Origin of the sequence: Ancylobacter sp. 3268 (assembly GCF_031456575.1) — a bacterium.
Taxonomy (GTDB): Bacteria; Pseudomonadota; Alphaproteobacteria; order Rhizobiales; family Xanthobacteraceae; genus Ancylobacter.
On record NZ_JAVDUX010000001.1, the window covers coordinates 444,960 to 464,996 of the forward strand.

Consider the following 20,037-nt stretch of genomic DNA (forward strand, 5'->3'; position numbering starts at 1 on the left):
GCGACCCTAGAGACGCTCACTCCGCCATGAAGCGGTAGCCGACGCCCGGCTCGGTGCGCAGGATTGCCGGCTGGGCCGGGTCTCGCTCGATCTTGGCCCTCAGCTGGCCGATGAACACCCTGAGATAGTGCAAGTCCTCGCCATGGGCCGGGCCCCAGATCGAGGTCAGCAGCGTGCGGTGAGTGACCACCCGTCCGGCATGGCGCGCCAGCAGCACCAGCAGGTCGTATTCCTTCGGGGTGAGCTTCACCGGCACGCCGTCACGGGTGACGAGGCGGCGCAGCGTATCGATGACGAGGCCGTCGATCTCGACATGATCCGCCTCCGCCTCGGCGGCGAGCCGATGGCGGAGCGCGGCACGGATGCGGGCGGTGAGTTCGCCAATGCCGAAGGGCTTCTCGACATAATCGTCGGCGCCGAGATCGAGGGCGGCGATCTTCTCGCTCTCGCGGTCGCGGGCGGACAGGATGATGATCGGTACGCTCGACCAGCCGCGCAGCTGGGCGACCACCTCCTTGCCGTCCATGTCCGGCAGTCCGAGATCGAGGATGACGACATCCGGCGCGGCGGTAGCGGCCGCCTTCAGCGCCGCCGCACCGGTTGCCGCCTCCACCACGTCATAGCCGGCGGCGGTGAGCGCCGGCCTGAGGAATCTCTGGATCTGCGGCTCGTCGTCGACGACGAGGATGCGGTCGCTCATGGGGTCGGGGTCCTCGCCTCACCAGGAGGCACCGGGAAGCGCAGCACCATGCGGGTGCCGCGCCGCCGCGTGGCCGGGCTTTCGGCCTTGATGGTGCCTCCCATGGCGTCGACGAAGCCTCGCGCGATCGAAAGTCCCAACCCGGTGCCGGGCGGGCGCCCGTCCGGTGTGCCCGGACGAAAGAACTTTTCGAACACCTTGTCGAGGTCTCCCGGTGCGATGCCCTTGCCGGAATCGGTGACGGAAATGACGATTTCGCCGCCTTCGGTCCGCGCGAAGATCTTCACCGGCTCGCCGGCGGCGTATTTGGCCGCGTTGTCGAGAAGGTTGAACAGCACCTGCCCGAGCAGCACGCTGTCCCCCTGCATCAGCGGCAAATCGGCGGCGATCGACACGTCAATGGCTAGCTGCGGGTAATAGCGCGTGCAACGTTCCACCGCGGCGCGGATGACGTCGCCGACCTCGATCCAGTCGCGGCGGGTCTCCAGCGTGCCGGCCTCGATGCGGGTCATGTCGAGAAGGTTGGAAACGAAGCGCGACAGGCGCGCCCCCTCCTCCTCGATGGTGGCGAGCAGATCGTCGCGGCTCGCCTTGTCCATGCGGTCGCCCAGCTGGCGCAGGCTGGTCACCGCCCCGGTGATGGTGGCGAGCGGGGTGCGCAGATCGTGCGAGATCGAGGAGAGCAGCGCCGTGCGCAGACTATCGCCCTGCAGGCGCGCGGCCTGGGCGATGCTCTGCTCGGCCAGGCGGGCGCGGTCGAGCGCGATGGCGGTCTGATCCATGATCGCCGCCAGCATCGGCTCGGCGGCGCCGTCGAAGGGCTCGGCATCCCAGCGCAGGCCGAGAATGCCGACCACGCCGTGCGGGCTGGTCATCGGGCGGAACTGCCAATGGCTGGAGGGCAGCGTGCCGGTGTCGCGGCCGGCAGGCTCCTTGTGTTCAAACGCCCAGCGGGCGGCACTCATGTCACCGACATCAAGATCCGCATCGGGCGGCCAGGCGGCGGCGAGCGCCACGGCGCCATCCTGCTGCGTCAGAATCACCGCCGGGCGGTTGAAGCTCTCATGAAGCTGCGAGACCGCCACCCACAACACGTCATCGGCCTCGGCATTGCCGGAGAGCTTGCGCGAAAAGTCGTAGAGCGATTGCAGAGCGGCAGCGCGGGCGCGGGCGGCTCGCGCCTGCTCGCTCACCCGCGAGGCGAGTCCGCCGGCGAGCAGCGCCGCCAGCAGGAACACGATGAACGCGAACACCTCGTGCGGCGAGGCAATGGTGAAGGTGTAGAGCGGCGGGATGAACAGGAAGTTGTAGGCGAGCCCCGACAGCACCGCGGCCAGGAATGCGGCGCTGTAGCCGGCCCGAATGGCAGAGACCACCACCGCCATAAGGAACAGCAGCGAGACATTGGAGAGCGGCACCGCCCGCTCGATGCCGGCGGCGATCAACGCCGCCGCGCTGGTGCTGCCGAGAGCATAGGCGGCCGCGCGGATCAGTTCCCGCGCGGGTCGAGCGTGGCGGTGCGGCCGGTCCGCCGGTGCCTCGGCCTGATCGCCGGTAACGACATGCACCGCGATGCCCGGCACGTGGGCGACGATCGCGTCGGCGAGCGAATGGCGCCGGAAGAACGTCCAGCGGCGGCGGGCCGGCGCACCGATGACGATCTGGGTGACGTGTTCGCGACGCGCGAGACGGATCAGCTCGGCGACGAAGTCATTGGCGGTGATGCGCTGTGTCTCCGCCCCCAACCTTTCGGCAAGGCGCAGCAACTCGTCGATGCGCGCCGGGGCGCCCTCCCCCGGCTCGCTGTCGGCTCGCTCCAGCGACACCACCGTCCATGCGGCGTTGAGGCCCGAGGCGAGCCGGCTTGCCTCGCGCACCACCTTCTCGGACAGCGCGTCGGCGCCGACGCAGACCAGCAGCCGCTCGGCCGAGGCCCACGCGCCCTCAATGGCGTGGCCCTTGAGGTAGTCGACCATGTCGTCATCGACACGGTCGGCGGTACGGCGCAAGGCGAGCTCGCGCAGCGCGGTGAGGTTGCCGAGGCGGAAGAAGCGCTCGGAGGCACGGCGTGCGCTCTCCGGCAGATAGACCTTGCCCTCCTTCAGCCGGTCGATCAGCTCGGCCGGCGGCAGGTCGACGAGGATGATCTCGTCGGCCTTCTGCAGCACGGTGTCCGGCACCTGCTCGCGCACGCGGATGCCGGTGATGTTGGCCACCACGTCGGCGAGGCTTTCGAGGTGCTGGATGTTCAGCGCCGTCCAGACGTCGATGCCGGCGGCGAGCAGTTCCTCGATGTCCTGGAAGCGCTTGGGATGGCGGGAGCCTTCCGGGTTCGAGGAGGCGAGCTCGTCGAGGATGAGGATGCGCGGCTTGCGGGCGAGCGCGGCATCGAGGTCGAAGGTTTCGATGACGCGGCCCTTATAGGGCACCCGCCGGCGCGGCAATATTTCGAGGCCGTCAAGCAGTTCGGCGGTCTCGGAACGGCCGTGGGTCTCGGCGAGGCCGACCACGATATCGGCCTTCAGCTTGCGGGCGCGGGCGAGCATCGCATAGGTCTTGCCCACGCCCGGAGCGGCGCCGAGAAAGATGGTGAGGCGGCCACGGCCGTCCGCGCGCTTGCCGTCGAGACGCGTCTCCTGGCGCATCGACGCCAGGAGCGCATCCGGATCCGGCCTGCCCTCGTCACGGGGCTCCGTTGCCGCCATCTCGTTGAAATCCCGTCAGCTCTTCAGATTGTCGAGCGCGAGGTTCAGCCTTAGCACATTGACCCGCGGCTCGCCGAGGAAGCCGAGTTCGCGGCCCTGAAGCACGCCATCGACGAGGGCGTCGACCCGCGCGGCATCGAGGCCGCGCGCTTTGGCGACACGGGCGACCTGAGCGCGGGCGAAGTCCGGCGAGATGTCCGGATCGAGGCCGGAGCCGGAGGTGGTGACGGCATCGGCCGGCACTGCCCCCCCGATCCCGGCGGCACGCAGCTTCTCGATATCGGCGGCGACGCGGTCCTTCAGTTTCGCGGCCGTCGGGCCGAGATTGGAGCCGGAGGAGGCGCCGGCATTGTAGGGATCCGGCGAGGTTGCAGAGGGCCGCGGCCAGAAATAGCGCTCGGACGCGAAGTTCTGCCCGATCAGCGCCGAGCCGACCAAGGTGCCGTCTCTCATGACGAGGCTGCCGCCCGCCTGGCCGGGCAATGCGGCACTGGCGATGCCGGTTATGGCAAGCGGATAGGCGAGCCCGAGCAGTGCAGTGAGAAGTATGGTGAGGACGATCGCAGGACGAAAATGCTTCAACATGATCACACCAGGTGCAGGGCGGTGACGGCGAGGTCGACCAGCTTGATGCCGATGAAGGGAAGGATCAGCCCGCCGACGCCGTAGACGAGCAGGTTGCGCCGCAGCAGCGCGGCGGCCCCGGACGGCCGGTAGGAGATGCCCTTCAGGGCGAGGGGGATCAGCGCGATGATGATCAGCGCATTGAAGATCACCGCCGACAGGATCGCCGACTGCGGCGAGGACAGCGCCATGATGTTGAGCGCGTTCAGGCCGGGATAGGTGGCGACGAACAGCGCAGGGATGATCGCGAAATATTTCGCGACGTCGTTGGCGATCGAGAAGGTGGTCAGCGAGCCGCGCGTCATCAGCAACTGCTTGCCGATCTCGACGATCTCGATGAGCTTGGTGGGCGAGGAATCGAGGTCGACCATATTGGCGGCCTCGCGCGCGGCCTGGGTGCCGGTCTGCATGGCGACGCCGACATCGGCCTGGGCGAGCGCGGGCGCATCATTGGTGCCGTCGCCGCACATGGCGATCAGCCGGCCGCCCTCCTGCTCCTTGCGGATATAGGCGAGCTTGTCCTCCGGCGTCGCCTGGGCGAGGAAGTCGTCGACGCCGGCCTCCGAGGCGATGGCGGCGGCGGTGACCGGGTTGTCGCCGGTCACCATCACCGTGCGGATGCCCATGGCGCGCATCTGCGCGAAGCGCTCCTTGATGCCGGGCTTCACCACGTCCTTCAGGTGCACCACGCCGAGCAGCCGGTCACCCTCCGCCACCGCGAGCGGCGTGCCGCCGGTGCGGGCGATGCGGTCCACCGCGGCCCGGAAGGCTTCCGGTGCCCGCGCCTCCTCGACGCCGGCAAAGCGCAGCACCGCATCGACCGCCCCCTTGCGCAGCTTGCGGGCGCCGAGATCGATGCCCGACAGGCGGGTCTCGGCGGCGAAGGGGATCACCGCGTCGGGCTGCGCGGTCGGCGCCGGCACGCGGTATTCGCCCGTCGCCAAGGCGACGATGGAGCGGCCTTCCGGCGTCTCGTCGGCGAGGCTGGCGAGCAGTGCCGCCTCCGCCAGCGCCTTCTCGGTGACGCCAGGCACCGGCAGGAAGTCGGTCGCCATGCGGTTGCCGAAGGTGATGGTGCCGGTCTTGTCCAGCAGCAGCGTATCGACGTCGCCCGCCGCCTCCACCGCGCGGCCGGAGGTGGCGATGACGTTGAAGCGCACCAGCCGGTCCATGCCGGCGATGCCGATGGCCGAGAGCAGGCCGCCAATGGTGGTGGGGATCAGCGTCACCAGGAGCGCGGCAAGCACGGTGACCGACAGCACGGTGCCGGAATAGCCGGCGAGGCCCCACAGGGTGACGACGGCGATGAGGAAGATCAGCGTCAGGCCCGAGAGCAGGATCGACAACGCGATCTCGTTCGGGGTCTTCTGCCGCTTGGCGCCCTCGATCAGCGCGATCATGCGGTCGACGAAGCCGCCGCCCGGCGCCACGGTGACGCGGATGAGCATCCGGTCCGACAGCACCTGCGTGCCGCCGGTGACGGCGGAACGGTCGCCGCCGGCCTCGCGGATCACCGGGGCGGATTCGCCGGTGATGGCGCTCTCGTTCACCGAGGCGACGCCCTGGATGACCTCGCCATCGGCGGGAATCAGTTCGCCGGCCTCTACGATGACCACATCGCCGATCTTGAGCGTGGCGGCGGGCACCGTCTCGATGCGGCTGCCCTCGTGCTTCAGCCGCGCCGAGAGTTCGGAGCGAGCCCGCTTCAGGCTGTCGGCCTGGGCCTTGCCGCGGCCTTCGGCCACGGATTCGGCGAAGGTGGCAAACAGCACGGTGAACCACAGCCAGGCGGCGATCTGGCCGGAGAAGCCGGCATCGCCGCCGGCGGCGAGATCGCGGACGAACAGCAGGGTGACGAGCGCCGCCACCACTTCAGTGACGAAGATCACCGGATTGCGCATCAGCTGGCGCGGATCGAGCTTGCGGAAGGCCGCGACCACCGCCGGCCCCAGGATCGCCGGAGCGAAAAGGCCGGGCGCCGCCGGCGCGTGGGAAGACGTCTTTTGCGACGACATGATTGGGGAACCTTCAGAACGTCTGGCCGGCGAGCATGGCGAAATGCTCGACGATCGGCCCGAGGGCGAGTGCGGGGAAGAATTGCAGGCCGCCCAGGATCAGGATGATGCCGATCAACAGGCCGACGAACAGCGGCGTATGGGTGGGAAAGGTGCCCGCCGACGTCGGTGCCTTCACCTTGGCGGCGATGGAACCGGCGAGCGCCATGACCGGAATGACATAGGCGAAGCGGCCGAGCAGCATGGCGATGCCGAGGGTGGTGTTGTACCAGGGCGTGTTGCCGGTGAGGCCGCCAAAGGCCGAGCCGTTGTTACCCGCCGCCGAGGTGAAGGCGTAGAGGATCTCCGACAGGCCGTGCGGGCCGGGCGTGCCGATGCTCGCCACCGCGAAGGGCAGCATGGCCGAGACCGCGGCGAAGCCGAGAATGGCGAGAGGCAGGATGAGGATCGCCAGCACGGCGTATTTCATCTCGCGGCCCTCGATCTTCTTGCCGAGGAATTCCGGCGTGCGACCGACCATCAGGCCGGCGACGAACACCGCGAGCAGCGCGAAGACGATGAGGCCGTAGAGGCCGGAGCCGGTGCCGCCCGGCAGCACTTCGCCGAGCTGGATGAGGAACATCGGCACCAGGCCGCCGAGCCCGGTGAACGAGCCGTGCATGGCGTTGACGCCGCCATCCGACAGGCCGGTGGTGACCGCCGCATAGAGAGCGCTGGCCGACTGGCCGAAGCGCACCTCCTTGCCCTCCATGTTGCCCATGGACGGATCGAGGCCGAGGCTGGTCAGGATCGGGTTGCCGTAGGTCTCCGCCCAATAGACGGCGCCGACGCCGGCGATCAGCAGCACGGCGATGGCGGCGAGGAACGCCCAGCCCTGGCGCCGGTCGCCGACCATCTGACCGAAGGTGTAGACCAACGCCGCCGAGACGGCGAGCATGACGTAGATGTTGAGGAAATTCGACAGTGCCGTCGGATTCTCGAACGGATGCGCGGCGTTGACGTTGAAGAAGCCGCCGCCATTGGTGCCGATCTGCTTGATCGCCTCCTGGCTGGCCACCGGGCCGAGCGCGATGGTCTGCTGCGCGCCTTCCAGCGTGGTGGCGGTGACCGAGGCATCGAGCGTCTGCGGCAGCCCCATGGCGACGAAGGCGAGCGCGGTCACCACCGCGAAGGGCAGCAGCACATAGAGATTGGCGCGGACGAGATCGACCCAGAAATTGCCGAGCGTCGCCGCCCTGGAGCGGGCGAAGGCACGGGTGACGGCCATGGCCAGCGCGATGCCCGTGGCCGCCGAGGTGAAGTTGTGCACGGTGAGCCCGGCCATCTGGGTGAGATGGCTCATCGTGGTCTCGCCGGCATAGTTCTGCCAGTTGGTGTTGGTGAGGAAGCTGACCGCGGTATTGAAGGCGAGATCCGGCGGCACCGCCGGGAAGCCCTGCGGGTTCAAGGGCAGCACATCCTGCAGCCGCATGATCGCGTAGAGCGACACGAAGCCGATCACCGAGAAAGCCAGCATAGCCAAGCTGTAGGAGAGCCAGCCCTGCTCGCGGGTCTCATCGATGCCGGCGAGGCGGTACAAGCCCTTCTCGACCGGGGCGAGGACAGGGGTCATGAAGGTGCGCTCGCCCGCGAAGACCCGGGCCATGTAGAGGCCGAGCGGCTTGACGGTGAGGAGCACGGCGAGGAACAGGGCGGCGATCTGCGCCCATCCGACGAGGGTCATGTTGTTCTCTCCCGTCGTTTCAGAAACGTTCGGGACGCAGGAGCGTCACCACGAGGTAGAAGCCGAGCGCGACGGCCACGGCGAGCCCGAGGACTGGTTCGATCATGATCGCCGCCTCACGTGAGCCGGGCGAGAAGGCGCGCATAGACGCCGAGGGCGGCGAGCGCGGCGATGCCGACAAGGAGAAAAATGACGTCTGCCATGGCAGAGCTCCCAAGGTTTGCAGGGTCGCGGGAGACTGCTCCGAAGACGGGTCAGGTTTCGATTGCGGATGCACGGGCGCGGCATAAGGAAAGCGTAAAGAAACGGCGACATGCGGCGGGATCGCCATAAGCATCCCGAATGGCGCCTATCGGAACATCTCGTTTTCCGATGCCGCCGCCCTCGCCTATGGTCCGCGCCGAACCAATGTCGCCGCGTGCCGAGGGACGCAGAAATGAGCCAGGGAACCTCTTCGAGCGGTCAGATCGCCGCGCCGGCCGCCGCCGCGCTGTCGGGCCGCTCCCTGCTGCTGCTGGTGCTGGTGTTCTGCCTGCTGTGGTCCTCGGCCTTCGCCTTCGCCAAGATGGCGCTCAATGACTGCCCGCCGCTGATCCTGCTGGTGGTGCGGCTGACGCTGGCCGGCGGCATCATGATGGCGCTCGCCGTCAAGGTGGACGGGCGCTCCCGGCTCGCCAGCATGCGCCGGCGCGACGTGCTGGCGCTGATGCTGTGCGGCGTGCTCAACAACGCCGTCTATCTCGGGGTGAACTGGATCGGGCTGACCATGACCTCGTCGGCCTATAATGCGGTGCTCATCAGCTGCAATCCGCTGGTGGTGGCGCTGCTCGCCGGCCCGCTGCTCGGCGAAAGACTGAACCTTACCAAATGGATCGGGCTGGGGCTGGGGCTGCTCGGCGTGGTGATCGTGCTGCGCTCGCGCCTCGCGGGCGGGCATGAGGATGCCTTCGGCACCGTGCTGATCGGCATCGGCATGCTCGGGCTGGCCTTCGGCACGCTGGCGTTCAAATATCTGAAGCCGCGCGGCGGGGTGTGGACCGGCAACGCCATCCAGTGCCTTACCGGGGCGCTGGTGCTGCTGCCCTTCGCGGCGGCGACGGAGAGCCTCGCCGACCTGCACGTCACCCGCGGCTTCCTGATCGGGCTGGGGTTCCTCGTCTTCGCGGTGTCGATCGGCGGCTACGGGCTGTGGTTCTATCTGCTCACCAGATCGAGCGCGACGGCCGCCTCCAGCCTGCATTTCGCCATGCCACCGCTGGGGCTGTTCTTCGGCTGGCTGCTGCTCGGCGAACCGGTGCCGCCCCTTGATATCGTTGGCATTCTGCCGATCGCGCTGGGCATCTGGCTGGTGACGCGCACCGCGCGTCAGACGGGGACGCCCGCCCCCGCCATCTCCGCCAGCAGCTCGTAGGAGCGCTTCTTCGCCGCGAGATCGTGGATGGCGGTGGTGATCATCAGCTCGTCCGCCTGCGTGGTCTCGACGAAGCGGGCGAGGCCCTGCGCGACCTTTGCCGGGCCGCCGACCAGCACCCGCGCGCGATTGCGGGCGATGAAGCGGCGGTCGGCTTCCGTATAAGGAAATGCCGCCGCCTCCTCTGGCGACGGGATCGGCCGGTATTCGCCCTGCTGGCGGCGCAGATGCGAGAGGTCGATGCTGCCGGCGAGATATTCCGCCTCGGCGTCGGTGTCGGCGCAGACCACCGCCAATGCGAGGATCGCATGCGGCTTCGCAAGCTCCGGCGACGGGCGGAAGTCCTTGCGGTAGCTCAACATTGCGTCGAGCACGTCATGGGTGGCGAAGTGGTGCGCGAAGGCGAAGCCGAGGCCGAGCTGCGCCGAGAGCCGGGCGCTGTAGCCGGACGACCCGAGCAGCCAGATCGGCGGCAGCGGCACGTCAATGGGCATCACCGAGATGGCGCGGAAGGGGTGGTCGTCCGGCCAGCCGCCGGTGTCCCACGCGATAAGCTCTTTCAAACGCTCGAGAAAATCGTCGCCAGGCTCGATGTCGCGGCGGCGGCGCAGGGCGAGCGCGGTGAGCTGGTCGGTGCCCGGCGCGCGGCCGAGGCCGAGATCGACGCGGCCGGGATACAGCCCCTCCAGCACCTTGAAGCGTTCCGCCACCATAAGCGGCGAATGGTTGGGCAACATGACGCCGCCGGAGCCGGCGCGGATTTTCTTCGTCGCCGCAAGGATTTGGCCGGACATGATGTCCGGCGCGCCGGAGGCGACCGAGGGCAGGTTGTGATGCTCGGCCACCCAGAAACGCCGGTAACCGAGGCCATCGACATGGCGGGCGAGATCGATGGTGCCGGCCAGCGCCTGCGGCCCGGTGCCGCCGGAGACGATGAAGGACAGATCGAGCACGGAGAGCGGCACATGGAGGGCGGGAGAGCTCATGGCAAGGCCCGTTGGCTGATGACTGTCAGCAAAATCAGGTAAGCCCGATCGCCCGCCGCGCAAGGCCGGTGAGGTGTACGATGGGGACAATTCACGCCGCGCTCCACCCGGCGGGAAGCGGGGTTGCACCTCATTGCGAGAAAGGTGCAACCCGTGCTATCCGACAGGCAGCGACACCCCATGCGGCGAGGGCAACCATGGCGACCACCACCATCGGGCTGAAGATCGACGAGGAGCTGCGCGCGCGGCTGAAGGCTGCCGCCGAGAGCGAGGGGCGTACGCCGCATTCCCTGCTCAAGCAGGCGGTGGTCGGCATGGTCGAGCGCATCGAGCAGGGACTGCCGATCGACCCCGAGCCGGCGGACGCGGAGGCGCTCGCCCACGCCGCCGACACGGAGAGCCCGTTCCTGCCCTTCGCGCGCGGGGTGAAGCCGCAGAGCGTGCTGCGCGCCCGCATCACCGGCGCCTACCGCATGCCGGAGACCGAGGCGGTCTCCATGCTGCTGCCGGCCGCGACGCTGCCTCCCGCCCGCGCCGAGGCCGTGAAGGCACGGGCTCGTTCGCTCGTCGCCGCGCTACGCGAGAAGGGGCAGAAGGGGCCGGTCGAGAGGCTGATCCACGAATATGCGCTCTCCAGCCAGGAGGGCGTCGCGCTGATGTGCCTTGCCGAGGCGCTGCTGCGCATTCCCGACCGGGCGACGCGCGACGCGCTGATCCGCGACAAGATCGGCCGTGGCGACTGGCAGGCGCATGTCGGCCACTCGCCGTCCCTGTTCGTCAACGCCGCCACCTGGGGGCTGGTGCTAACCGGCAAGCTGACGACCACCTCCAGCGAGACGGGGCTCACCGGCGCCCTGACCCGGCTGATCGGCCGCGGCGGCGAGCCGCTGATCCGCAAGGGCGTCGACGTCGCCATGCGGATGATGGGCGAGCAGTTCGTCACCGGCCAGACCATCTCGGAGGCACTGGCGAACTCGCGCCCCATGGAGGCCAAGGGCTTCCGCTACTCCTTCGACATGCTCGGCGAGGCGGCGACCACGGCGGCGGATGCGGCGCGGTACTTAGCCGACTATGAACAGGCGATCCACGCCATCGGCAAGGCCTCCGCCGGACGCGGTATCCATGAGGGGCCGGGCATCTCGATCAAGCTCTCGGCGCTGCATCCGCGCTACTCCCGCGCCAAATACGAGCGGGTGATGGGCGAATTGCTGCCGCGCGTGGTCTCGCTCGCCCGCCTCGCCCGCCATTACGACATCGGCCTCAACATCGACGCCGAGGAGGCCGACCGGCTGGAGCTGTCGCTCGACCTGATGGAGGCGCTGTGCTTCGAGGAGAGCCTTGCCGGCTGGAACGGCATCGGCTTCGTGGTGCAGGCCTATCAGAAGCGCTGCCCCCATGTGCTCGACTTCCTGATCGACCTCGCCCGCCGCTCCGGTCACCGGCTGATGATCCGGCTGGTGAAGGGCGCCTATTGGGACAGCGAGATCAAGCGCGCGCAGGTGGACGGGCTGGAGGGCTTCCCGGTCTATACCCGCAAGGTGCACACCGACGTCTCGTATATCGCCTGCGCCCGCAAGCTGCTCGGCGCGGCGGATGCGGTGTTCCCGCAATTCGCCACCCATAACGCGCAGACGCTCGCTAGCATCCATGAGCTCGCCGGGCCGAACTATTATGGCGGGCAATACGAGTTCCAGTGCCTGCACGGCATGGGCGAGCCGCTCTACGAGGAAGTGGTCGGCAAGGACAGATTGAACCGGCCGTGCCGCATCTATGCGCCGGTCGGCACGCATGAGACGCTGCTGGCCTATCTGGTGCGGCGGCTATTGGAGAACGGCGCCAACTCCTCCTTCGTCAACCGCATCGCCGACGAGAACGTGCCGATCGACGAGCTGGTCGAGGCGCCGGCCGAGGTCGCCGCCCGTATCGAGCCGGTGGGCGCGCCGCATCCGAAGATCGCCGCGCCGGCCGAGCTGTTCGGCGAGGAGCGGAAGAATTCGCAGGGGCTGGACCTCTCCAACGAGCAGCGGCTCGCCTCGCTGGCGGCGGCGCTGCTCGCTGGCTCGGCGCAACCGCTGAAGGCGGTGCCGCTGCTGGGCGATGGGCCGGTCGAGGGGGTTCCGCGGGAGATCCGTAACCCCGCCGACCGGCGCGACCTCGTCGGCACGGTGGAGGACGCGACACCGGAAATCTGCGCCCGCGCCATGGAGCAGGCGGTGGCGGCGGCGCCGATCTGGCAGTCCACCACGCCGGAGGAGCGGGCTGCCTGCCTGTTGCGCGCCGCCGACGCCCTCGAGGCGCGCATGCCGGAGCTGATCGGCATCGTGGTGCGCGAGGCCGGCAAGTCCTATCCCAATGCGGTGGGCGAGGTGCGCGAGGCGGTCGACTTCCTGCGCTATTACGGTGCGCAGGTGCGCGAAACCTTCTCCAACGACACGCATCGCCCGCTGGGGCCGGTGGTGTGCATCAGCCCGTGGAACTTCCCCCTGGCGATCTTCACAGGGCAGGTCGCGGCGGCGCTGGCGGCGGGCAACCCGGTGCTGGCCAAGCCGGCGGAGGAGACGCCGCTGATCGCCTTCGCGGCGGTGAAGATGCTGCGCGAGGCCGGGGTGCCGGCGGGAGCGCTGCAAATGCTGCCCGGCGCGGGGGATGTCGGCGCGGCGCTGGTGGGCGATGCCCGCACCCGCGGCGTGATGTTCACCGGCTCGACCGAGGTGGCGCGGCTGATCCAGCGCCAGCTCGCCGGGCGCCTGACGCCGGAGGGCCAGCCGATCCCGCTGATCGCCGAGACCGGCGGGCAGAACGCGATGATCGTCGATTCCTCGGCGCTGGCCGAGCAGGTGGTGGCGGATGTGATCGCCTCCGCCTTCGATTCGGCCGGCCAGCGCTGCTCGGCGCTGCGCATATTGTGCCTGCAGGAGGACATCGCCGACCGGACCCTGACCATGCTCAAGGGCGCGCTGCACGAGCTCGCCATCGGCAATCCCGTGCATCTCTCGACCGATGTCGGGCCGGTGATCAGCCATGAGGCGCAGGCGACCATCGAGGCGCATATCGAGCGCATGCGGCGGGCCGGCCACGCGGTGGAACAGCTGGAGCTGGCGGAGGACTGCGCCCATGGCAGCTTCGTGCCGCCGACGCTGATCGAGATCGCCGACATCGCCGCGCTGACGCGCGAGGTGTTCGGCCCGGTGCTGCATGTGCTGCGCTACCGGCGCGAGGAAATCGGCGCGCTGATCGCGGCGGTGAACGCCACCGGCTACGGCCTCACCTTCGGCCTGCACACCCGCATCGACGAAACCATCGCGCAGGTGACCGCGCGTATCGAGGCCGGAAACATCTATGTGAACCGCAACATCATCGGCGCGGTGGTGGGGGTGCAGCCCTTTGGCGGGCACGGGCTTTCCGGCACCGGGCCGAAGGCGGGCGGGCCGCTCTATCTCGGCCGACTGCTGGCGACGCGTCCGGCATCCGGCCGACCGGTGGTATCGGCGGCGGCGACCGAGGCGGCGCGGCTGTGGACGGATTTCATTGACGATCCGGCGGCGCGGGCGCTGTGCGGGGCGGTGCTCGAGGCGCCGGTTCTGCCGGCTTTGAGCGTGCTGCCCGGCCCGGTAGGCGAGCGCAACGCCTATGAACTCGCGCCGCGCGGCACGGTGCTGTGCCTCGCCCAGACGCAGGCGGGACTTGCCGTGCAGGTGTGCTCCGCATTGGCGACGGGAAATCGCGCGCTGCTCGGCACCGCCACCCCGCCGGCGCTGCCGGAGGCACTGAAGCGGCTGGTAACGGCGACCGACGACATCGGCACGGCAGAGTTCGACGCCGTGCTGTTCGAGGGCGACGGCGATGCGCTGCGGGCGCTGAACGAGGCCATAGCCGCCCGCGAGGGGCCGATCGTGCTGGTGCATGGGCTGAATCACGACGACCTGGCGCGCGGCGCGAGCTATCCGCTCGACCTCCTGGTGCTGGAGCGCTCGGTGAGCACCAACACCGCGGCGGCGGGCGGCAATGCCAGCCTGATGAGCATCGGCTGAGGACGCACAGATAAATGGCGGCGACGGCCCCCCGCCCCCTCCCCGGCTTGCGTCGGGCCGGCTAGATTGCCCGCATCCTTTCTCGATGAGGGCCTCATGTCGGACCAGGACAAGCTCGCGAAATTGCGGGCGAAATATGCCGACGTCGCCGGCGGCGTCGTCTACGACCCCACTTTCAAGCGCGTCGCCGAATTGCAGTTCAAGGACGGCGAGAAGCGGGTCTGGCCATGGGCCGGCGCCGCCACCCTGCTCGACACTCCCTACCGGCCGGACGTGCAGGAACTCGCCGATTTCGGCGGTCTCGACATGGCGCTGATCGGCGTGCCGATGGACCTCGGCGTCACCAACCGCGCCGGCGCCCGGCTCGGGCCGCGCGCGGTGCGGGCCATCGAGCGCATCGGCCCCTATGAGCATGTGCTCGGCATGGTGCCCGCCGCCGAGGTGAAGGTGGCCGATATCGGCGACGTGCCGTTCCGCTCGCGCTTCAGCCTCGATGCCTGCCACGCCGACATCGAGGCGTTCTACAAGAAGATCGTCGCGGCCGGGGTGATCCCGCTCTCGGTGGGCGGCGACCACTCGATCACCGGCTCGATCCTGAAGGCGGTCGGCGAGAAGCGGCCGGTCGGCATGCTGCACATCGACGCCCATTGCGACACCTCGGGCACCTATGAGGGCGCGAAGTTCCACCATGGCGGGCCGTTCCGCAACGCGGTGCTCGACGGCGTGCTCGATCCCGAGCGCACCATCCAGATCGGCATTCGCGGCGGGGCGGAGTTTCTGTGGGAGTTCTCCTATGAGAGCGGCATGACGGTGATCCATGCCGAGGAGGTGACCGGGCTCGGCGTGCCGGCGATCATCGCCAAGGCCAAGCAGGTGCTCGGCGACGGGCCGGTCTATGTTTCCTTCGACGTCGACAGCCTCGATCCCGCCTTCGCGCCGGGCACCGGCACGCCGGAGATCGGCGGCCTCACCTCGCGTGAGGTGCTGGAGCTGCTGCGCGGCCTCAACGGGCTCGACGTGGTGGGCGGCGACGTGGTCGAGGTGGCGCCACAATACGACCCGACCTCCAACACGCCCCATGCCGCCGCGCAGGTGCTGTTCGAGATCTTCTGCCTGTCGGTGACGGCGCTGAAGGCGCGAAAGGAACTCTGATGCGCCTCGCCATGCTGCAGACCGCCGGGGATCGGCACGGCAACCCCGCCGCCAATCTCGACCGCCTCGGCGCGGCGGCGCAGCACGCCGCCGCCTCCGGCGCCGATCTGCTGCTGGCGCCGGAAATGTTCCTCTCCGGCTACAATATCGGCCGCGCCGCGCTGCAGGCGCGGGCCGAGGCACCGGACGGCCCCGCCGCCCGGCATGCCGCCATCCTCGCCCGCCGGCACGGCATCGCGCTGGCCTATGGCTATCCCGAGCGCGGGCCCGGCGGCGAGATCTACAATGCGGCGCGGCTGGTCGACCGCACCGGCGCCGTGCGGCTCACCTACCGCAAGACGCATCTCTACGGTTCGCTCGACCGCGACATGTTCGCGGCCGGCGATGGCCTCGGGGAGGTCGCCGAGATCGCCGGGCTGAAGGTGGGCCTGCTGATCTGCTACGACATCGAGTTTCCGGAGGCGGCGCGGGCCTTGGCGCTCGCCGGTGCCGACGTGATCCTGGTGCCGACCGCCAATATGAAGCCGTTCGTCGGCGTCTCGAACGTGGTGGTGCCGGCCCGCGCCTTCGAGAACCTCGTCTATGTCGCCTATGCCAACCGCATCGGATCGGAAGGCGAGCTCGACTATCTCGGCATGAGCTGCGTCGGCGAGCCGACCGGCGGCCATCTGGTGATCGCCGGCAACGAGGATGGGCTGATCTTCGCCGATCTCGACCCGGCGGCGCTCAGGGCCGCGCGCGCGGCCAACCGGCATCTCGCCGACCGGCGGCCCGAACTCTACGGCCCGCTGGTCGCCGACTGATCGTCCCTTCGCCGGCGCCGCCGATCGCCGACCCGTTCCGGCTCAAAACAAAAAGGCGCGCCATCCCCGGGGACGGCGCGCCTCGATCGTTTGGCCGCAGAGGCTCAGTGGGCGTGCTGGCCGCTCACCGGCGCGGCGTCGTTCACCGTCGCCTCGACGGCGCTGTTGGCGATGAAGCGGCCGCGCAGCGGCTTCAGCACGAACAAAGCGAGGAACGCCGCGGTCGCATTCAGGCCCACCGCGATGGCGAACACCGCATACCAGCCATAGGTGGCCGCCACGATGCTGGCGATCGGCACCAGCAGGGCGGCCGTGCCCTTGGCGGTGTAGAGCATGCCGGCATTGGTGGCCGCGAACTTGGAGCCGAAGGTGTCGCCGGCGGTCGCGGGGAACAGCGAGTAGATCTCGCCGAACACGCCGAAGAACACCGCGGTCGCCAGCACGAACACCAGCGGGTTCGCGCCGTGGAACACCAGCATCAGCAGCGCCGCGGCCGCGGTGCCGAAGGCGATGAACATGGTGTTCTCTCGGCCGATCTGGTCGGAGATGAAGCCGAACAGCGGCCGCCCGAAGCCGTCGAAGATGCGGTCCAGCGAAATCGCCAGCGTGAGCGCCGCCGCCTGCAGGCCGAGCAGGTTGACCGGGACGTTGGCGACGCCGAAATCATGCGCGATCGGGCCGATCTGCGCCGCCGCCATCAGGCCGCCGGACGCCACCATGACGAACATGAGATAGAGCAGCCAGAACACCGGCTTGGAGATGGTCTGCGCCGGCTTGTAGTCGACCTTGCTCTGCGGCAGGTGGCTGGGCTTCTTGGGCGGCGCGATCTTCGACTTCGGCGAATAGAGGAAAGCCGACATCACGACCACGACGGCGCCCTGGCCGAGGCCGAACCAGAAGAAGGCCGCCTCATAACCATGCGAGGCGATCATCGCGGCGATCGGCACCACGGTGAGCGCCGCACCGGCCCCGAAGCCGGCCGCGGTGGCGCCGGCGGCAAGGCCGCGGCGATAGGGAAACCACTTCAGCGCATTGCCGACGCAGGTGCCGTACACCGCGCCCGAGCCAATGCCGCCGAGAATCGAGCCGAGATACAGCAGCGGCAGCGAGGTGGCGTAGGAGTTCACGATCCACGCCAACGCGATGGTCACGCCGCCGAACAGGATGACGACGCGCGGGCCATAGCGATCGACGAACCACGCCTCGACGGGAACCAGCCAGGTCTCGGTGAGCACGAAAAGGGTGAAGGCGAGCTGGATGGCCGCCCGGCCCCACTGGTGCTTGGCGTCGATCGGATCGACGAACAGCGTCCAGCCATATTGAAGATTGGCGATCATCGCCATGCAGATGACGCCGCAGCCCAGCTGAACCCAGGGCTCCCAGGGACGCGGCGTCTTAACCGTGGCTTGCATGATTATTTTCCTCGACCTGAATGCTGAAATCCACGGCTCTTGTTCCGGCCGCTTGGGACGGGACGCTTCCGGCGCCGCCCGTTCATGATGCTCCGCACGCTACCGGACGGCCCCCCTGAGACCGCCTGACACACCCCGACCAGAGGCAAAACCTTACGAATGGTCAGGTGTTATCTGATATTCATGCGACGTTTCACAACCGTACACAAAATACCACGGAGGGAATACTGGCAAAATTAAACTTTTTGACAGTTCAAAAGCCAAGTGTTCATTGAGTGGGTTCGACTTATACGTACGATTATTTCGTGACATACCTTTGGTCACCGGCAAATAAACCTCGGTATGAGCGGAGACGAACGCCGCACGGCGTCGGCGACCGGGCGTTCTTTCCCACGATATGACGCAGGGTTTGCTTGCCGGATCGCAGAGAAAAGAGGGGTGACGAGGGGCGCTGGCCGGATCGGTCGCTGCGGAAGGCGGCGAGGTGCCGCAGAGATGGCGCGGGCCGACGCTGCGGTAGCGGCGTCGGGCGGCGATGGAACCCGATGGTACCTGCCGGCGTTCGATCACCGCTCGCCATGGGGTGCGCACGGCTCGACTCAAGGCCGTTCCGCCATCCGACAAGGGAATGAAATGAACCGACCCGTACTCTACGCCGTCATCGCCGTGCTGGCGGTGGTTGCCGGCATCTTCGCCTATCAGGCCTATCAGCGCGACCAGAACACGCTGCAGATCGAGGTCGGGCCGAAAGGTGTGAAGGTCGATCCGCCGGGCTGAGCCGGACGCTGGGCCGAAGGCCGGCCGGCAATGGCCGGGCGCGCTCAGATGACCGCGAGCGCGCCCTGATAGAGCATCCAGGTCAGCAGGCCCATGACCCCGGCGCTGATCGCCGTGGCGACGATGCCGGCGCAGATGAAGATGCCGTCGCGTTCCACCAGGCCGAGGCCGAGAATGCACACCGCGATGCCGGGCGGCAGATTGCCGAAGATCGGGATCGGCAGCAGCAGCAGCAGCCCCAGCAGCACCACCAGCATGCCCAGCACCAGCCGGGCGGAGGCGTTGGAGAAATAATGCAGGCGGGGGCGCGAATAACCCTCGAAACGGCGCACCCATGGCAGGGCGCCGTTGACGATCTTCTCCAGCAGCGCACGCGAGAAGGTGCGCCGGGCGATCCAGCCCGGCAGCCAGAGCTCGTCGCGGCCCATGGTCATCTGCACGCCGACGAGGCAGAGCAGCAGGCCGCAGATCACCGGGATGCCCGGCGGCATCGGCAGGCAGTTCGGCAGGCCGAGCAACAGAATCGACAGGCCGAAGGCGCGGTTGCGCAGCGCGTGCACCACCTCCCCCACGCCGATGCGATCGGCGGAATGGGCCGTCGCGAGAGCACTGAGCAGCTCCGACGTGCGCGGAGAACGATGATCCACCAGCCCGACCAAATGCCTTAGACATCCCCAAGCGCCCGAAGGCACCGTGTTTCAGGGGACCTCTTAACACGTGGAAAGCGGCAATGAGAGGGCATTCTGCTGATCATCCCGCCGTCAGGCCGGGTGCCGATGGGTCAGTTGAGCCGGAAAATCCCATCTACCGCGCGCAGCTCCGTCGGCGTGATCAGCCGGGAATGGCTCACCGTCACCGAATGCAGCGGCCCTTCGAGCTCGCGCGCCCAGAAGTCGAGAAAGCGCTGCAGCTCGGGGAAATGCGGAAACAAATCGTAGCGCTGCCAGAGATAGGTCTGCAGCAGCGAGCGATGATCGGGCATGCGATAGAGAATATGAGCGGTGGTCAGGCCGTAGCCGCTCATCTGCCGGCTGAAATCCGCCGAGACCGGCGCAGCATCGGATGCCATGCGGAACCTCCTTTCGCGAACATGCACGGAAGATGATGAGCGCGGCCGACGGGCGCCGCAAGAGCATAATTTGAATTTAGTGTTCAATATCAATGCATTGGCAGCATATGCGACAGAGTGCTGACAAGGGCGCCGTCCCGGCGCTGGCACTCTCTTGCCTGGACTGCCAGATTTTTGCCCTCTCCCCCTTGCGCGCGTAGCGGCAGCCTCCTAGATGGTCGCCGACGATGCACGGGTCGGGTTGCGCCTGGCGGGCCCGAACCGGCGTCGTTCGGCAAATTCACCGCCCGTTCAAGACTTTCTGGAGAGAACCGATGAAGTTCCGTCCCCTGCATGACCGCGTGGTGGTCAAGCGTGTCGATGCGGAAGAGAAGACCGCCGGCGGCATCATCATCCCCGACAGCGCCAAGGAAAAGCCCTCCCAGGGCGAGATCGTCGCCGTCGGCCCCGGCGCCCGCGACGAAGCCGGCAAGCTCGTCCCGCTCGACGTGAAGGCCGGCGACCGCGTGCTGTTCGGCAAGTGGTCCGGCACCGAGGTGAAGCTCGACGGCGTCGACTACCTCATCATGAAGGAATCCGACATTCTCGGCATCGTCGAGGACGCCGGCTCGGCCAAGAAGGCCGCGTGA

At 68.3% G+C, this 20,037-nt stretch carries 16 protein-coding genes; 6 read left to right on the forward strand and 10 right to left on the reverse strand.

Annotated elements, in window-relative coordinates; all coding sequences use genetic code 11:
* Positions 1-16: 16 nt before the first annotated feature.
* The 6 genes from J2X65_RS02120 to kdpF are packed head-to-tail and all read right to left on the reverse strand — an operon-like array spanning position 17 to position 8,104.
* Positions 17-700: a response regulator gene (locus J2X65_RS02120; protein WP_310197297.1), complete on the reverse strand. Its 684-nt coding sequence runs from the start codon at positions 698-700 to the stop codon at positions 17-19.
* Positions 697-3,405 carry a sensor histidine kinase KdpD gene (locus tag J2X65_RS02125; RefSeq protein ID WP_310197299.1) on the reverse strand — a complete coding sequence of 903 codons (2,709 nt, stop codon included), beginning with the start codon at positions 3,403-3,405 and terminating at the stop codon, positions 697-699. Before J2X65_RS02125 ends, J2X65_RS02120 begins: the two co-directional genes overlap by 4 nt.
* Before the next feature lie 15 nt (positions 3,406-3,420).
* Complete coding sequence (gene kdpC / locus J2X65_RS02130; RefSeq protein WP_310197301.1) at positions 3,421-3,990, reverse strand: potassium-transporting ATPase subunit KdpC; 570 nt, start codon at positions 3,988-3,990, stop codon at positions 3,421-3,423.
* Between the two features lie 2 nt (positions 3,991-3,992).
* Positions 3,993-6,044, reverse strand: coding sequence for a potassium-transporting ATPase subunit KdpB (gene kdpB / locus J2X65_RS02135; protein WP_310197303.1), 2,052 nt, complete (start codon positions 6,042-6,044; stop codon positions 3,993-3,995).
* A 13-nt stretch (positions 6,045-6,057) separates the two neighbouring features.
* Positions 6,058-7,767, reverse strand: coding sequence for a potassium-transporting ATPase subunit KdpA (kdpA, locus tag J2X65_RS02140; RefSeq protein ID WP_310197305.1), 1,710 nt, complete (start codon positions 7,765-7,767; stop codon positions 6,058-6,060).
* Between the two features lie 19 nt (positions 7,768-7,786).
* Positions 7,787-8,104, reverse strand: a complete 318-nt coding sequence (gene kdpF, locus J2X65_RS02145; protein WP_310197307.1) for a K(+)-transporting ATPase subunit F — start codon at positions 8,102-8,104, stop codon at positions 7,787-7,789.
* A 99-nt stretch (positions 8,105-8,203) separates the two neighbouring features.
* On the opposite strand from kdpF, the gene J2X65_RS02150 reads away from it, so the two are divergent.
* Positions 8,204-9,178, forward strand: a complete 975-nt coding sequence (locus tag J2X65_RS02150; protein ID WP_310197311.1) for a DMT family transporter — start codon at positions 8,204-8,206, stop codon at positions 9,176-9,178.
* On the opposite strand, the gene J2X65_RS02155 is transcribed toward J2X65_RS02150, so the two are convergent.
* Positions 9,133-10,164: an LLM class flavin-dependent oxidoreductase gene (locus J2X65_RS02155; protein WP_310197314.1), complete on the reverse strand. Its 1,032-nt coding sequence runs from the start codon at positions 10,162-10,164 to the stop codon at positions 9,133-9,135. The genes J2X65_RS02150 and J2X65_RS02155 overlap by 46 nt on opposite strands.
* Before the next feature lie 197 nt (positions 10,165-10,361).
* Here J2X65_RS02155 and putA point away from each other — a divergent pair, with 197 nt between their 5' ends.
* The 3 genes from putA (at position 10,362) to J2X65_RS02170 (ending at position 16,150) form a co-directional block, all read left to right on the forward strand.
* Positions 10,362-14,195 carry a trifunctional transcriptional regulator/proline dehydrogenase/L-glutamate gamma-semialdehyde dehydrogenase gene (gene putA, locus J2X65_RS02160; protein WP_310197317.1) on the forward strand — a complete coding sequence of 1,278 codons (3,834 nt, stop codon included), beginning with the start codon at positions 10,362-10,364 and terminating at the stop codon, positions 14,193-14,195.
* Between the two features lie 96 nt (positions 14,196-14,291).
* Positions 14,292-15,347, forward strand: coding sequence for an agmatinase (gene speB, locus J2X65_RS02165; RefSeq protein WP_310197320.1), 1,056 nt, complete (start codon positions 14,292-14,294; stop codon positions 15,345-15,347).
* Entirely contained in the window at positions 15,347-16,150 is an 804-nt protein-coding gene (locus tag J2X65_RS02170; RefSeq protein ID WP_310197322.1) for a carbon-nitrogen hydrolase family protein, read from the forward strand. The genes speB and J2X65_RS02170 overlap by 1 nt, the downstream gene beginning before the upstream one ends.
* Positions 16,151-16,254: 104 nt before the next feature.
* On the opposite strand, the gene oxlT is transcribed toward J2X65_RS02170, so the two are convergent.
* Positions 16,255-17,562, reverse strand: a complete 1,308-nt coding sequence (gene oxlT / locus J2X65_RS02175) for an oxalate/formate MFS antiporter (protein WP_310197325.1) — start codon at positions 17,560-17,562, stop codon at positions 16,255-16,257.
* Positions 17,563-18,195: 633 nt separating this feature from the next.
* Between oxlT and J2X65_RS02180 the strand changes: the two genes are divergently transcribed.
* Entirely contained in the window at positions 18,196-18,339 is a 144-nt protein-coding gene (locus J2X65_RS02180; protein WP_310197327.1) for a hypothetical protein, read from the forward strand.
* Positions 18,340-18,383: 44 nt separating this feature from the next.
* On the opposite strand, the gene J2X65_RS02185 is transcribed toward J2X65_RS02180, so the two are convergent.
* On the reverse strand, positions 18,384-18,986 hold the full coding sequence (locus J2X65_RS02185) for an exopolysaccharide biosynthesis protein (RefSeq protein ID WP_310197329.1): 603 nt from the start codon (positions 18,984-18,986) through the stop codon (positions 18,384-18,386).
* Between the two features lie 134 nt (positions 18,987-19,120).
* Entirely contained in the window at positions 19,121-19,408 is a 288-nt protein-coding gene (locus tag J2X65_RS02190) for an usg protein (protein ID WP_310197332.1), read from the reverse strand.
* Between the two features lie 314 nt (positions 19,409-19,722).
* On the opposite strand from J2X65_RS02190, the gene groES reads away from it, so the two are divergent.
* Entirely contained in the window at positions 19,723-20,037 is a 315-nt protein-coding gene (groES, locus tag J2X65_RS02195) for a co-chaperone GroES (RefSeq protein ID WP_310197334.1), read from the forward strand.

Excerpts from the sequence above, each read along its gene's own strand:
- J2X65_RS02120 (WP_310197297.1), bottom strand. The coding sequence starts at position 700 with ATGAGCGACCGCATCCTCGTCGTCGACGACGAGCCGCAGATCCAGAGA.
- J2X65_RS02125 (WP_310197299.1), bottom strand. The coding sequence starts at position 3,405 with ATGGCGGCAACGGAGCCCCGTGACGAGGGCAGGCCGGATCCGGATGCG.
- kdpC (WP_310197301.1), bottom strand. The coding sequence starts at position 3,990 with ATGTTGAAGCATTTTCGTCCTGCGATCGTCCTCACCATACTTCTCACT.
- kdpB (WP_310197303.1), bottom strand. The coding sequence starts at position 6,044 with ATGTCGTCGCAAAAGACGTCTTCCCACGCGCCGGCGGCGCCCGGCCTT.
- kdpA (WP_310197305.1), bottom strand. The coding sequence starts at position 7,767 with ATGACCCTCGTCGGATGGGCGCAGATCGCCGCCCTGTTCCTCGCCGTG.
- kdpF (WP_310197307.1), bottom strand. The coding sequence starts at position 8,104 with ATGCTTATGGCGATCCCGCCGCATGTCGCCGTTTCTTTACGCTTTCCT.
- J2X65_RS02150 (WP_310197311.1), top strand. The coding sequence starts at position 8,204 with ATGAGCCAGGGAACCTCTTCGAGCGGTCAGATCGCCGCGCCGGCCGCC.
- J2X65_RS02155 (WP_310197314.1), bottom strand. The coding sequence starts at position 10,164 with ATGAGCTCTCCCGCCCTCCATGTGCCGCTCTCCGTGCTCGATCTGTCC.
- putA (WP_310197317.1), top strand. The coding sequence starts at position 10,362 with ATGGCGACCACCACCATCGGGCTGAAGATCGACGAGGAGCTGCGCGCG.
- speB (WP_310197320.1), top strand. The coding sequence starts at position 14,292 with ATGTCGGACCAGGACAAGCTCGCGAAATTGCGGGCGAAATATGCCGAC.
- J2X65_RS02170 (WP_310197322.1), top strand. The coding sequence starts at position 15,347 with ATGCGCCTCGCCATGCTGCAGACCGCCGGGGATCGGCACGGCAACCCC.
- oxlT (WP_310197325.1), bottom strand. The coding sequence starts at position 17,562 with ATGCAAGCCACGGTTAAGACGCCGCGTCCCTGGGAGCCCTGGGTTCAG.
- J2X65_RS02180 (WP_310197327.1), top strand. The coding sequence starts at position 18,196 with ATGAACCGACCCGTACTCTACGCCGTCATCGCCGTGCTGGCGGTGGTT.
- J2X65_RS02190 (WP_310197332.1), bottom strand. The coding sequence starts at position 19,408 with ATGGCATCCGATGCTGCGCCGGTCTCGGCGGATTTCAGCCGGCAGATG.
- groES (WP_310197334.1), top strand. The coding sequence starts at position 19,723 with ATGAAGTTCCGTCCCCTGCATGACCGCGTGGTGGTCAAGCGTGTCGAT.